13 protein-coding genes are annotated in these 12,629 nt (G+C 66.7%); 10 read left to right on the plus strand and 3 right to left on the minus strand.

What is annotated here, in order from left to right:
- Positions 1-5 precede the first annotated feature (5 nt).
- Positions 6-1,199 carry a polysaccharide deacetylase family protein gene (locus tag ACQR2C_RS26285; protein ID WP_434882442.1) on the minus strand — a complete coding sequence of 398 codons (1,194 nt, stop codon included), beginning with the start codon at positions 1,197-1,199 and terminating at the stop codon, positions 6-8.
- 240 nt (positions 1,200-1,439) lie between these two features.
- Positions 1,440-2,276, minus strand: a complete 837-nt coding sequence (locus tag ACQR2C_RS26290) for a polysaccharide deacetylase family protein (protein ID WP_434882443.1) — start codon at positions 2,274-2,276, stop codon at positions 1,440-1,442.
- A 109-nt stretch (positions 2,277-2,385) separates the two neighbouring features.
- Here ACQR2C_RS26290 and mgtE point away from each other — a divergent pair, with 109 nt between their 5' ends.
- The 8 genes from mgtE to ACQR2C_RS26330 all read left to right on the plus strand — a co-directional run bounded on the left by mgtE (position 2,386) and on the right by ACQR2C_RS26330 (position 9,073).
- Positions 2,386-3,804, plus strand: a complete 1,419-nt coding sequence (gene mgtE / locus ACQR2C_RS26295) for a magnesium transporter (protein WP_316181803.1) — start codon at positions 2,386-2,388, stop codon at positions 3,802-3,804.
- An 81-nt stretch (positions 3,805-3,885) separates the two neighbouring features.
- Positions 3,886-4,161: a helix-turn-helix domain-containing protein gene (locus tag ACQR2C_RS26300; RefSeq protein ID WP_315718360.1), complete on the plus strand. Its 276-nt coding sequence runs from the start codon at positions 3,886-3,888 to the stop codon at positions 4,159-4,161.
- Positions 4,162-4,237: 76 nt separating this feature from the next.
- Positions 4,238-5,056, plus strand: coding sequence for an aldo/keto reductase (locus ACQR2C_RS26305; protein ID WP_434882444.1), 819 nt, complete (start codon positions 4,238-4,240; stop codon positions 5,054-5,056).
- Positions 5,057-5,203: 147 nt separating this feature from the next.
- Entirely contained in the window at positions 5,204-6,076 is an 873-nt protein-coding gene (locus ACQR2C_RS26310; RefSeq protein ID WP_434847047.1) for a hypothetical protein, read from the plus strand.
- A 150-nt stretch (positions 6,077-6,226) separates the two neighbouring features.
- Positions 6,227-6,886 carry a glutathione S-transferase family protein gene (locus ACQR2C_RS26315; protein ID WP_316181807.1) on the plus strand — a complete coding sequence of 220 codons (660 nt, stop codon included), beginning with the start codon at positions 6,227-6,229 and terminating at the stop codon, positions 6,884-6,886.
- A 239-nt stretch (positions 6,887-7,125) separates the two neighbouring features.
- Positions 7,126-7,317: a hypothetical protein gene (locus tag ACQR2C_RS26320; protein ID WP_315718364.1), complete on the plus strand. Its 192-nt coding sequence runs from the start codon at positions 7,126-7,128 to the stop codon at positions 7,315-7,317.
- 299 nt (positions 7,318-7,616) lie between these two features.
- A complete protein-coding gene (locus ACQR2C_RS26325; RefSeq protein ID WP_315804144.1) occupies positions 7,617-8,609 on the plus strand; it encodes a hypothetical protein in 993 nt (330 codons plus the stop codon).
- 23 nt (positions 8,610-8,632) lie between these two features.
- Positions 8,633-9,073: a DUF1489 family protein gene (locus ACQR2C_RS26330; RefSeq protein WP_315804143.1), complete on the plus strand. Its 441-nt coding sequence runs from the start codon at positions 8,633-8,635 to the stop codon at positions 9,071-9,073.
- A gap of 172 nt (positions 9,074-9,245) precedes the next feature.
- Here ACQR2C_RS26330 and panC read toward each other — a convergent pair whose 3' ends face one another.
- Entirely contained in the window at positions 9,246-10,097 is an 852-nt protein-coding gene (gene panC / locus ACQR2C_RS26335; RefSeq protein WP_434838277.1) for a pantoate--beta-alanine ligase, read from the minus strand.
- Between the two features lie 261 nt (positions 10,098-10,358).
- Between panC and ACQR2C_RS26340 the strand changes: the two genes are divergently transcribed.
- Together ACQR2C_RS26340 and ACQR2C_RS26345 are read left to right on the plus strand one after the other, a co-directional pair.
- Positions 10,359-11,282 (plus strand): division plane positioning ATPase MipZ, encoded by a 924-nt coding sequence (locus ACQR2C_RS26340; protein ID WP_315718368.1) that lies wholly within the window; start codon positions 10,359-10,361, stop codon positions 11,280-11,282.
- A 408-nt stretch (positions 11,283-11,690) separates the two neighbouring features.
- Positions 11,691-12,581 (plus strand): alpha/beta fold hydrolase, encoded by an 891-nt coding sequence (locus tag ACQR2C_RS26345; protein ID WP_316181816.1) that lies wholly within the window; start codon positions 11,691-11,693, stop codon positions 12,579-12,581.
- The last annotated feature ends 48 nt before the right edge of the window (positions 12,582-12,629 follow it).

The raw sequence follows: 12,629 nt of genomic DNA on the forward strand, positions 1-12,629 counted from the left end.
AATGTTCAGCGCCGCCTGAGGCTGGCGAGGCGCACCGGGCGCGGCGCCGGCTTGGCGGCCACAGCCTTCGGCGCCGGGCTTTCGAGCCGGGCCAGCTGGCGCCGCTGCGCCGACAGCGGCGCGACAGGCGGCCATGCGAACAGATCGGACGCCGGCGCTGCCAAGGCCGGCGCCGCAAGCCGCCGCGCGAGCGGCGGACGCGGCCATGCCGGCTTCTGCGCGACACGTCCGACGGCCGCCGGCACGTCGAGAATGCCGAAATCATCCAGCCTGGCGCGGGCCCTCGTATCGGCGCCAGCGAGATCGACGGGCGCTATCCTCGGCCAATGCGCCACCGGGGTCTCGTCCGACGGGCGGTGCACCAGCCAATCCTCGGGCTCGGTCGGCGTCGCCGGAAGGTCCGGCGTCGCCGCCACGACGTGGACGATTCGGTAGTTCTTGGCCTTGAGCTCGGCGAGGATCTTCGGCAGCGCCGTCACGGTGCGCGCATGGATGTCGTGCAGCAGCAGGATGCCCTTGCCGCGCGCCTCCAGCCGCTTCATCGCGAGCTCGTAGACCTTGGCGCCGGAGATGTTGCGCCAGTCGTCGGCGAGGAAGTCGGCGCTCCAGAGCTGCAGGCCGAGCGAGGCGGCGTAGCTCTCCACGGCGTCGCCGCGCAGCAGGCCGGGCACGCGGAAGAACGGCGACAGCGCCGACGGATCGGTCAGCGCCGCCGTCGTCCAGGCGATGCCCTGGTCGACCTCGGGCTTGACCTGGTCGAGCGTCATCTTGTTGAAGCTCAGCGGATGGTTCTGGCTGTGGGTGCCGATGGTGTGGCCGGCGGCCGCAAGCTTCCGCACGCCCTCGGGATCGGCCTTGGCCTGGCGGCCAATGGTGAAGAACGTCGCCTTGACGCACTGGTCGGTGAGGATCTGCAGCACCTGATTGCTGTATTTCGGCAGCGGGCCGTCGTCGAAGGTGATGACGACCTCGTGATCCCGAAGCGGCAGCGTCTCCTTGTACTGCATCGCGCCGATGCGCGGATGCTCGCGCGGATCGACCACCAGGACGCGCGACGTGCCGAGCGCGTTCGGATGCCCGGGACAATCGGCCACCGGTGCGGCCGACGATCCGACACTGGAGGCGAAGCAGGCGACGGTGCCCAACAGCACTGCGAGCCATGTTGGCCGTCCGACGCAAGCCCACCAACGATCACGCATCACGCTGCTCACATTCCCTTCACGGTCCCGGCTCCTTCGGCCAGGGTCTTCCACGGTCGATGATGTGTCGCAGCCGCGGGGGGCAGGCAAGCGACCGCCAAGACATAGCAGGGATGTTCGGCTGTCGCGAGATGACATCGTTCCGGGTTCCGGTTTGCCAGCGGCTGTTGCCGGATTGCAAGCGGCAGAAATCGCCGCGATCACGGCAGTCGAGCGTAGACAGTGGTCCTGAACGACGGATTAACCACCTTCGTGCGGCGGCGTCGGCGCGGCTGAAGGGCGCTCGCTATGCTCGTCGTGATGCAAATCCTCCGGCGGCTTCGGCACCACATGGACCACGCGATAGCCGTGCTTCTTCAGGTAGCGCAGGAACGCCGGCAGCATGGCCACCGTGCGCGGCTGCGGGTCGTGCAGCAGGATGATGCCTTTGCGCGCCTGGTTCAGCCGGCTGGTCAGCCGGTGGAGAGTCTGCTGCGGCGACAGCGGGTTCCAGTCGCCGGCCCAGAAGTCGGCGCCGAACACGACGATGCCGCGTGACTGCAGCAGGTCGAGCGTCGCCGGTGTCGATTCGAAATAGGGGAAGCGAAAGAATGGCGTCGACGGCGTGGTCGTCTCGACGCCGTTGAGCGCCTTCTCGTCGGCGGCGATGCCGCGATCGATCTCAGCGACGGCCTGTTCCGGCGTGATGTGCGCGAGATGCGCATGCGTGAAGGTGTGATGACCGACGGTGTGGCCTTCGGCCGCGATCTTCCGCACCAGCGCGGCGCGGCCCGACGCAGGCTGGCCGACCAGGAAGAAGGTCGCGCGCACGCATTCCCTGGCGAGCGCGGCGAGCACCTTGTCGGTCATCGGCGGCGACGGGCCGTCGTCGAAGGTCAGCACCACCTCGCCGTCATGCAGCGGCAGCGTGTCCGGGAAGCTCTTCAGGCCGACGCGCGGATGTGTGCCGGCGTCGACGGTGAGAATGCGCGACGTGCCGAGCGTACCTTCGCGCGGGCATGCGGCAGGCGCGGCTGCGGCGACGTCAGCCGCGAGCAGCGCCGCCACGACGCCGGCCGCGTTTACCCATCCCGTCATCGATCGCCAAGGCCGCATCTTTTCCCGTTGCGCTCGCTGTTGCCGATTATGTAATGCGTGAAGCACAAATCAGACCATTTGCTCTGAAATCAAGCGCGTGAGGCACGTCATGAACGAGACATCGGACGTTGCCCATGCTGATGCAACTCTACGCGATCGCGCGCCGATGCGCACCGAATCCGGCGAGATTAGCGCCGAATTCATCGCCGCCATCGCGGCGGCCATCGCCGCCGAGGACGAGGCGTTCCTGCGCGCCGAGGTCGCCGAGCTGCACGAGGCCGATCTCGGCGACCTGATCGCGGCGCTCGCGCCGGACGACCGTGTCCGGCTGGTCGAGCTGACCGGCACCGATTTCGACTTCTCCGCGCTGAACGAGGTCGACGACGCGGTCCGCGAGGAGATCCTCGAGGAACTCGAGCCCGAGACCGTCGCGGAGGGCGTGCGCGAGCTCGAATCCGACGACGCCGTCGAGCTCTTGGAAAGCCTCGACGAGGAGGACAAGGAGGAGATCCTCGAACGCCTGCCGCCGTCCGAGCGCGACGCGCTCGCGCGCAGCCTCGATTATCCCGAGGGCTCGGCCGGCCGCCGCATGCAGCGCGAGTTCATCGCGGTTCCGCTGGGCTGGACGGTCGGCGAAGCCATCGACTACATGCGCGAGACGCGGGATCTGCCCGAGCGGTTCTACGAGATCTATGCGGTCGACGACGCACGGCATTGGCAGGGCGCGGTGTCGCTCGATGCGCTGCTGCGCGCCCGCCGTCCGGTTCCGCTGGCCGATCTGATCGACGAGGACCGCCGTCGCGTCACCGTCACCGACGATCTCGCCGAGGTGGCGCGGCTGTTCGGCAAGTACAATCTGGTCGCAGCCCCCGTGGTCGATGCCGAGAACCGGCTGGCCGGCGTCATCACCATCGACGACGTGGTCGACGTCATCGAGGAGGAGGCCGACGAGGATTTCAAGGCGCTCGGCGGCGTGTCCGGCGACGAGGAGCTATCCGACAGCGTCTGGACCATCGCCAAGGGCCGCTTCAACTGGCTGCTGATCAATCTTGCCACCGCGTTCCTGGCGTCCTCGGTGCTCGGCCTGTTCGAGGGCCAGTTGCAGCAGATGGTCGCGCTCGCCGTGCTGGCGCCGATCGTCGCCAGCCAGGGCGGCAACGCCGCGACCCAGACCATGACGGTCGCAGTGCGCGCGCTGGCGACGCGCGAACTCGGGCCGAACAATGCGATGCGGGTGGTGATGCGCGAGGGGCTGGTCGGGCTCGTCAATGGCCTGGCCTTCGCGCTCGTCACCGGCATCGCCGCCGTGGCGTGGTTCAAGATGCCCGGGCTCGGCATCGTGATCGGGCTTGCGATGATCTCGAATCTCGTCGCGGGTGCGCTGGGCGGCATCCTGATCCCGATGGTGCTCGAACGGGTCCGCGCCGACCCGGCGGTAGCCTCCGGAACCTTCGTCACGACGGTGACCGACGTGGTCGGCTTCTTCTCGTTTCTGGGCATCGCCACGCTCTGGTTCGGCCTGAAATAACCGCTGCGCCTGAACGACTTATATCGTTAATCCGGCCTTAACGCGGTTCGGCGAGACTGTCGCTCGACACGGAGTCGGACGATGCAACGCTTGCGGCTGAAGGCAGATGGACGGATCGTGGAGCTGCGCGACGGCGAGGAGATTCCGCTGGCGCCCGCGGCTCCGCTCGAAGTGCGCGATCTCAGGCGGCGGGTGCATCTGACCCAGCAGGAATTCGCCGCCAAGCTCGGTGTGCCCGTCGAGACCATCCGCAATTGGGAGCAGGGCAAGCGCATGCCGCGCGGCCCGGCGCGCGCGCTGCTCACCGTCATCGCGCATGCGCCCGAGACGGTGTTTGCCGCCTTAGCCAAGACTTAAGCCAACCACGGGTCGTGCGTTGGCAACGCCCGGCGTGTGCCTACATAATGTTGCACGCGCTCTGGAGTGCACGGCCATGCTGATGATCGAGGCCAACGGTGCCAGGATTCCCGCTTTGGGTCTCGGAACCTGGGAGCTGCGCGGGCGCGCCTGCAGCCGCATCGTCGAGCAGGCGCTCACCCTCGGCTACCGGCACATCGACACCGCGCAGGTCTATGAGAACGAGCAAGAGGTCGGCGAGGGCCTGCGTGCGTCCCGCGTCCGGCGCAACGAGGTGTTCCTGACCACCAAGGTGTGGACCACGCATTTCGCGCCGCACGATCTCGAGCGCTCGGCCAAGGAGAGCCTGGTCCGCCTGCGCGTCTCCGAGGTCGACCTGTTGCTGCTGCACTGGCCCAACCCTCACGTGCCGCTGGCGGAGACGCTTGGGGCGCTCGCGCATGCCAAGACGCTCGGGCTCGCACGCCACATCGGCGTGTCCAATTTCACGGTCGGTCTGCTCGACGAGGCGGTGGCGGCGTCGCCGGAGCCGCTGGTGTGCAACCAGGTCGAGTATCATCCCTATCTCGATCAGACCAAGGTCCGCGAGGCCTGCGCGCGCCATGGCGTCGCGCTCGTCGCCTACAGCCCGATCGCCAAGGGCAAGATCAAGAACGATCCGACCTTGACGCGGATCGGCCGCGCCCATGGCAAGAGCCCGGCGCAGATCTGCCTGCGCTGGCTGGTGCAGCAGAGCGTCGTGGCGATCCCGCGCACCTCCAAGATCGAACGGCTGTCCGAGAACCTCGACGTGTTCGATTTCGAGCTGTCCGAGCAGGACATGGCCGACATCTTCGCGATGGGCAGTCCCGAGGGGCGGATGACCAACTTCGCCTTTGCGCCGAAATGGGATTGAGGGCGGCGCCCGCGCATTTATGCTAAAGCCTGACATGACAGGGCGCGGCCGGCGGGCCGCACGACGGCGGTTGCCGCATTCCCTGCCGATGATCGGAGCGATGGCGCGACGCGCACCTTCGCTCATGCGCGGGCGTAGTGAAGCAGCATGGAACGTTGGCAGTTCATCCGTTGGGGCATCGCCGCGTCCGTGCTCGCGCATCTCCTGATCGCCGGTGGGGTCGTGGTCTCGACCACGGTCCGGCCTTATGAGCTGCCCAAGAGCGACGAGATCGAGGTCAACATCGTCGACGCCGACGAGCCGCAGAAGACGCCCGAGCCCGTCGCCACGCCATCGCCATCCCCGACGCCGGATCTGGTGCTGCCGCAGCCGGACCCGAACGCCTCGCCGGCGGCCGCCGCACCGCCACCGCCCAGTCCGCCGCAGGACGCCAAGGAGACCCCCAATCCTCCGATGCCGGCCGCGCCGGCGGCGAAACAGCCGGCGCCGGCAGCATCGCCCAAAGCGGTGAAGACGGCCGCAAAGGCGGAGAGCAGATCCGCCGTCAAGCCGGCGCCGCCACCCGTGCCGGCACCCGCGCCGACCTATGTGCCTCCCGAACCGGATCTCACGGTGAAGTATGGGGTCATGCTCGGTCTGCCCGAGCCATTGTCTCCGTTACCGCGTCCCGGCGGCCCGGAGGACGGCAAGGACGCCGGGCCGACCGCGACGACGAACCTCGCCGCCAATCTGGAAGCGGCTCTGCGGCAGAAGGTCAGGAGCTGCGCGCGGCTGCCGGCCTCGCTGTCGCTGTCGGACAACGTGCTCATCAGGCTGCGCTTCGGCATGACACCCGATGGACGGCTGGCGACAGAGCCGGAGGTGATAGAGGTCGTCGCGGCCTCCAAGGCGATCCAGCTCAAGGAGAGCGCGGTCCAGGCGTTGAATGCCTGCCAGCCCTACGCGATGTTGCCTCCCGATCGCTACGACGAGTGGAAGGTGATCGAGATGTCGTTCACGCCACAAGATTTCGCCCGCTGATCTGCGGCCGGCGACGCATGAAGGCGGGCGCGTGGTCGGGCGCTTGTGTGTCGACGCAACGGCCGATCATCCTGTATGCGTCGCCGATAGCATGAGCGTCGACGGCGCGGCTGCGCGGGCCGTCCACGCCCAACACGGAGACGGTGCGACATGACGCTGAAGCTGGTGATCGGCAACAAGAACTATTCCTCATGGTCGATGCGGCCCTGGCTGGCGCTGCGCGGCTGCGACATCGCCTTCGATGAGATCGTGATCCCGCTCTACACCGACGATCCCGCCGACAAGGCGCGCATCCTCAAGCATTCCCCGGCCGGCAAGGTGCCGATCCTGATCGATGGCGCGATCAGCGTGTGGGATTCGCTCGCGATCATCGAATATCTCGCCGAGCGCTTCCCGCAGGCGGGGCTGTGGCCCGCCGATGCCGCTGCCCGCGCCCATGCGCGATCGGTCTGCGCCGAGATGCACTCCGGCTTTCCGGCCTTGCGCAACGAATGCCCGATGAATCTCCACCGGCCGGTGCGGCCGGTGGAACTGTCAGCCGATGCCAAGGCCAACATCGCGCGGATCGAGGACATCTGGCGCGACTGCCGTGCCCGCTACGGCCATGGCGGGCCGTTCCTGTTCGGCCGCTTCGGCGCCGCCGACGCCATGTTCGCCCCGGTGGTCACGCGCTTCCACAGCTTCGCCATTCCGGTCGCCGCCGAAACCCGCGCCTACATGGACATGATGATGGCGATGCCGGCCTTCGCGGCCTGGGTGAAGGACGGCCTCGCGGAGGACTGGGTCATCGAGCGGGTCGAGAACGTCTGAACGGTCTCGTCTGTTCGCGATTTGGTCCGTGGTGGACGAGCGCGCCCCGAGCCGCTCGTCCAGGAATACCGTTTGCGGACCCATCCCGTTGAAGAATCTCGCAATCTCCGCGTTTGCCAAGTCGTGAGGTCGCTGGTCAGGGCGGGCGGCGGCGTGATATAAGCGCGATATTTATAAAGACACGCCGGCTCGGGCAGCGGGACCAGGGGCTCTTGCCGGCATGCGAGCAGGAGAGGGCGTTGAAACACAAGTTCCCCATTGGGGCGACCGTCTATTTCACCGCGAGCAACGTCTCGCGTCCGGCGGCCACAGGCACCTACGAGATCATCCGCCAGCTTCCGACGGAAGACGACGACTGCCAGTATCGGATCAAAAGCTCGACGGAAGCCTTTGAGCGGGTTGCCCGAGAGAGCCAATTGGCCTTGTCTTGAGAACCACGTGCCGCGTCGGCGGACGCGGCCGCCGGAGACGTAGCCGAAGCGAGAGGGAGAGTTGCCACGCGTTCGGGAGCCGTGGCGCGAGACGATGACGATTGCTGCGCGATCCCTTTTGGGGATAGCGGGTAGCTCCACACCATCCGGCGCCCGCAGGCGCATGGAATCGTCTTATTGTCTTGGTGGGGCCGCAATCGATCGGGTGATCATTTGAATTTGATGATCGTTTCACGGCCGTCCCATGTAGGGACGCCATCGGGGCCGCTTTCGCTGGCCCACGTCAGGAACAAGCGCGCATGAACTCGACCTGGCCTTCCTCGTTGGATCAGCTCTTGAACTCACCGGCGTTCCCGATGTGGCTCACCGTTGCCGCGGCGGGTTTCTTTGCGCTGGTCGTCCTGACGACGCTGCTCAGGGCCGAGAAATCGGTCGCCAACGGCGCGCTGACGGTGATCACGCTGCTGGCGGTCGGGATTGCGGTGGCGTCGATGATGCGGAGCCAGGATGCGACCCCGCGTGGCGCCAATGGCGATCCTGCGGTGACCGCCTCCGTCGGCCTCTCGCCGCCCGCGCTGGCCTGCGTGGATGATCTCGCCGGCGATCTGGTGCTCGCGAATTGCGAGAAGAGCCTGTTCGGATCGGCCGAGATGACGGCCGCTGCCGTCAGCTATGCGGCGGGCATGCTGAGCCGGCTGTCCCAGGTGGGCGACGTCGCCAGCGCCAACAAGGTGATGACCGCGGAGCTGCTGGCGCTGCGCCGTGCCGTCGAGCGCGATCGCTATGGCCTGATGGCCTATGTGCTGCTGACACGCGACCGCTGCACGCCGAGCGATTGCGTGATGTTCCGTGCCGTGGGCGATCGCCAGCAACTGATGAACAACATGGAAGGGCGGACCTATGAGGGCCTGGTGACGCGCTACGCCTCGCAGTGGAATGCGGCGCCGGGCCAGCCCGTCGCTGGAACCTTTGCGGGATTGGCGCCTCCAGGCGTGGCGCCGTCGGCGCCGAGCGGCAAGCCGACGACCGCGGAATTTCCCAGCTCGGCGAATACCCCGCCGGTCAGCATCATGAATCCCGAGCCGACGGCCTCGACGCGCTCGGCCGCCCCGGCAGCCGCGGCGCCGAAACCGCCGACGCAGCTTACGCCGTCGCCCGCAGCCCCACCGAGCGTGGCTGCCAGCCACGCCCAGGCGCCGGCGGCCAAGAGGGCCGCGCCGAAGCCGAAGCCGGCCGCTGCGGCGCCTCAAGCGGCGCCTGAGGCCGCCGAGCCGGCCGCCAACAACGAATAGATCCCGCTGGTCGAACCGCCATCATGCCTCTGCACCTGATCAAGCTCGCCGTCGGCTGCGAGTCCGTGAAAGAGCTGAAGGAGTGGATCGCCGAGCGCATGCTCGCGGCCAAGAAGAAGGGCCTGCCGCAGCAGCATGTCCATGTCACGCGGATGACGCCGAAACGGGTCGAGGACATCCTCGCCGGCGGCTCGCTGTACTGGGTGATTCGCGGTGAGGTCGCCGCGCGCGAGAAGATCGTCGGCATCGAGCCGTTCCGCGACGGCGACGGCATCGGGCGGTGCCGCATCATCATGCAGCCGAAGGTGATCGCGGTGTCGCCGCGGCCGATGCGTCCGTTCCAGGGGTGGCGCTATCTGACCGCCGAGGATGCGCCGGCCGATCTCGGCAAGGCCAGTGCGGCGGGCGTCGAAGCCATGCCCGAGCCGCTGCGCCGCGAGCTGCGCGATCTCGGGTTGCTGTAGCACCTCGACGTGCCGGTGGTGTTGCGCGTGAGCATCTCACGCGCGGCGGAAGTTCAGCCTCGCTCGCAAGGGCAGGGCGTACGTTCGAGGCGGCGTCGGCTGCCGTTGCCTCTGCCTTGCGGGCGAGGGAGCCGCTCACGGTGTCTTGGCGGACCGCCGGTCTCCCGGCGCCTCACGCCGCGATATTGTCGATCAGTCGCGTGGTTCCGATCTTCGCTGCGACCAGGATGCGCTTGGGTCCCGACTCGTTCGGGGCGATGGGCGCCAGCGTCTCGGCGTGGCGGACCTCGAGATAGTCCAAGGCGAAGCCGGCTTCGGTGATTGCGGCGGCGCCATCATCAACCGCCGCCTGCATGTCTTCGCCGGCGCGCAGCCGGGCCGCCAGCTCCTTCAGGACACGGTGCAGCGTCGGCGCCGCCCGCCGCTCATCTGCCGAGAGGTAGACATTGCGCGACGACATCGCGAGTCCGTCGCGTTCGCGCACCGTACGCGATCCGACGACGCGGACGCCGAGATCGAGGTCGCGCGCCATCTGGGCGACGACGCGGAGCTGCTGATAGTCCTTCTCGCCGAAGATCGCGACGTCCGGCCGGCATTGCGTGAACAGCTTGGCGACCACGGTCGCCACCCCGCCGAAGAAATGCGGACGGAAGCGGTCCTCCAGCCCGGCCAATGCCGCGCCTTCCGGCACGATCCGCGTCGCGAAGCCGTCCGGATACATCGCCTTCGCGTCGGGATGCCAGATCAGATCGACGCGCTCGGCCGCAAGTTTCGCAACATCCTCCTTCCAGGTCCGGGGGTAGGACCCGAAATCCTCCGTCGGCGCGAACTGAGTCGGGTTGACGAAGATCGAGACGACCACCTTGTCGGCGCGGCGCTTCGCCTGCCGGACCAGCGAGATGTGCCCTTCATGCAGCGCGCCCATGGTCGGCACGAGCGCGATGCTGGCTTTTCTCGCGCGCAAGCTGTCGAGCTCGCGGCGGAGGGCGGAAACGGTGCGGGCGACGCGCGGGCTTCGTGACATTTTTGCTCGATCTCACAGCGAAAAATTGCGGTTGCTCTGTTCGGCCTTGACGCTCGGGCGACCGCCCTTAACAAGGACGCGGCACGCCGCTCAGCATACTTGAATACGCCTGTTAGCACGTCTCCGCGTCCGATGCGGAGTTGGTAAACGCGCGCGTCAAGTAGTAGCGGAGGATGCTCCCCCGTGGGATTCACGATGACGATGCATTTCACTTGACCGCAGACGACCGTGACTCGAAGATGATCGTAAGAGGTCGACAACATGCTGGTGCAGACTAGCCAAGGACAATCGGGCTCGGCCCACGTGGTTGTGCTTGGAAACGAGAAGGGCGGGTCGGGCAAGTCGACCACCGCCCTGCATATTGCCGTGGCACTCCTGAAGGCTGGCCAGCGTGTCGCCACGATCGATCTCGATTGCCGCCAGCAGAGCTTCACCCACTACATCAACAACCGGAGCGCCTGGGCGCGCCGCACCGGCCTGCGCCTCGAGCTGCCGACGCACTACTGCATCCAGCTCGGCAGGACGTTGCAGATCGACGAGAACGAGAACACCGAGTTCCAGCAGTTCATGGAGGCCGTGAGCGCCGTCGAACGCTCGTTCGATTTCATCGTCATCGATACGCCCGGCAACGACAGCTACCTGATGCGCCTGGCGCATTCGATGGCGGATACGCTGGTCACGCCGATCAACGACAGCTTCCTCGACTTCGACGTGCTGGGAACGGTCGATCCCGCGACCTATGCCGTGACCGGCGAGAGCCACTATGCGGAGATGGTGCGTGACGTCCGGCGCAAGCGCCGCCAGGTGGACGGTGCGATGACCGACTGGATCGTGGTCCGCAACCGGCTGTCGATGCTCGGCTCCCGCAACAAGCAACTGGTCGCCGACGGCCTCAAGGACCTGTCGCTGCGGCTCGGCTTTCGCGCCATCGACGGCTTTGCCGAGCGCGTCGTCTATCGCGAGTTCTTCCCGCGCGGACTGACCGCGCTCGACGACATCGACGAGGCGACCCTGGGCACCCGCCCCAATCTCGGCCACGTCACGGCCCGGGAGGAGGTCACCAGCCTGTTGCGCCAGCTCAAGCTGCCGCTGGACGAGCGCGGCCGCCGCCGCGCCGCAAACCGCGCCGAATGGTTCGCCCAGGTCGACAAGCCGCTCGACCTGCACGACATCATCAGCGCCTGAATACCGTCCGTAGTCAGGCGAACCCTCGCCTGAGACATTGTGCACGTTGAACGTGCCCGCGGCTTGGTTAAAAATCTCCGGACAGCGGCGGCGGGTAGCGGCGCGTTCAGCCTGTTTGGTCTGGACGGAAGAAGATTTGTCTCAGGTCAACGCCGCGGCCGCCAATTTCGCTAGATTACCGTCAAATTCATGACTGATTTGAACCTGACGTTCAGGGCTCAAGTCACAAGAGGGGGCGGCGGAACCCGCTCTGCTGCACAGCAACTAGGTGCGGCGCACAACGAACGGGCGACGGATACACAACATTTGGTCTTCCTGTCACAGCGCCGTTACATATATTAAACAGAACGGGTCGCGAGAGTCTTACAGGTTCAAAACTACCTTTGATTGTGCTCCCGAGGGACGAACATGAAGCGTGGAATAACCGTTCTTGTGTCTGTCAGCGTGCTGGCGGCCGTCGGCTACTTCACCGCGAGCAAGTGGGCGATCCGGCACGAGACCATCAGGTTCTATGACGCCTCGCGCGACAACCGTCTGGTCGAAGTCGCCGTCGCCGTCCGCCGCGATAAGGAGATGCAGGCCGAAGCCGGCATGATCAAGCTGCCGGTCGCGATCCTCAATCACGGCAACACCGTCAAGTTCACCGAGTACTCGTTCCTGGCCAACGTATTTGCTGCGCGCGGCTACATGGCGGTCAGCATCCAGCACGACCTGCCGACCGATGCGCCGATGGTGACGAAGATCGGCGAGCCCTATGTCGGCCGGCTGCCGCAGATCCAGCGCGGTGTGGCCAACATCCGATTCGCCGTCGAGCAGATGCACCAGGTGCAGCCGAATGCCGACTATGATCATCTGACGATTGTTGGTCATTCGATGGGCGGCGACATCTCGATGTATTTCGCCAAGCAGTATCCCGAGGACGTCCGGAAGGTGGTCACGCTCGACAACCTCCGCGTCCCGTTCGTCACCGACGGCAGGTTCAAGATCCTGTCGTTCCGCTCGAAGGACCCGCAGTTCAAGACCGATCCCGGCGTGATCCCGAGCGACGACATCTGCGAGAAGGAAGGCATCACCGTCGTCAAGACGGACTTCCAGCACAACGACATGCGCGACACAGGACCCGACGACGCCAAGTCGTCGATCCAGGCCATGCTGGACAAATTCCTCGCCGACAGCGACAGCAGCACCAGCGACATCGGGCCGGTCAAGACCAATACCCCGTTGCTCGATCCGGGTCCCGTCGCGCCTTATGCGCCGGTCGGCAAGACCGCGACGCCGGCCAAGCCGCTGACGCATTGAGGGGGCAGGGGCGGGGCGCACGCCGGTCTCGCCTGATCCTTGCGGCCC

The organism is Bradyrhizobium sp. HKCCYLRH3061, assembly GCF_051168015.1.
Lineage (GTDB): Bacteria > Pseudomonadota > Alphaproteobacteria > Rhizobiales > Xanthobacteraceae > Bradyrhizobium.

Excerpts from the sequence above, each read along its gene's own strand:
- ACQR2C_RS26285 (WP_434882442.1), bottom strand. The coding sequence starts at position 1,199 with ATGCGTGATCGTTGGTGGGCTTGCGTCGGACGGCCAACATGGCTCGCA.
- ACQR2C_RS26290 (WP_434882443.1), bottom strand. The coding sequence starts at position 2,276 with ATGACGGGATGGGTAAACGCGGCCGGCGTCGTGGCGGCGCTGCTCGCG.
- mgtE (WP_316181803.1), top strand. The coding sequence starts at position 2,386 with ATGAACGAGACATCGGACGTTGCCCATGCTGATGCAACTCTACGCGAT.
- ACQR2C_RS26300 (WP_315718360.1), top strand. The coding sequence starts at position 3,886 with ATGCAACGCTTGCGGCTGAAGGCAGATGGACGGATCGTGGAGCTGCGC.
- ACQR2C_RS26305 (WP_434882444.1), top strand. The coding sequence starts at position 4,238 with ATGCTGATGATCGAGGCCAACGGTGCCAGGATTCCCGCTTTGGGTCTC.
- ACQR2C_RS26310 (WP_434847047.1), top strand. The coding sequence starts at position 5,204 with ATGGAACGTTGGCAGTTCATCCGTTGGGGCATCGCCGCGTCCGTGCTC.
- ACQR2C_RS26315 (WP_316181807.1), top strand. The coding sequence starts at position 6,227 with ATGACGCTGAAGCTGGTGATCGGCAACAAGAACTATTCCTCATGGTCG.
- ACQR2C_RS26325 (WP_315804144.1), top strand. The coding sequence starts at position 7,617 with ATGAACTCGACCTGGCCTTCCTCGTTGGATCAGCTCTTGAACTCACCG.
- ACQR2C_RS26330 (WP_315804143.1), top strand. The coding sequence starts at position 8,633 with ATGCCTCTGCACCTGATCAAGCTCGCCGTCGGCTGCGAGTCCGTGAAA.
- panC (WP_434838277.1), bottom strand. The coding sequence starts at position 10,097 with ATGTCACGAAGCCCGCGCGTCGCCCGCACCGTTTCCGCCCTCCGCCGC.
- ACQR2C_RS26340 (WP_315718368.1), top strand. The coding sequence starts at position 10,359 with ATGCTGGTGCAGACTAGCCAAGGACAATCGGGCTCGGCCCACGTGGTT.
- ACQR2C_RS26345 (WP_316181816.1), top strand. The coding sequence starts at position 11,691 with ATGAAGCGTGGAATAACCGTTCTTGTGTCTGTCAGCGTGCTGGCGGCC.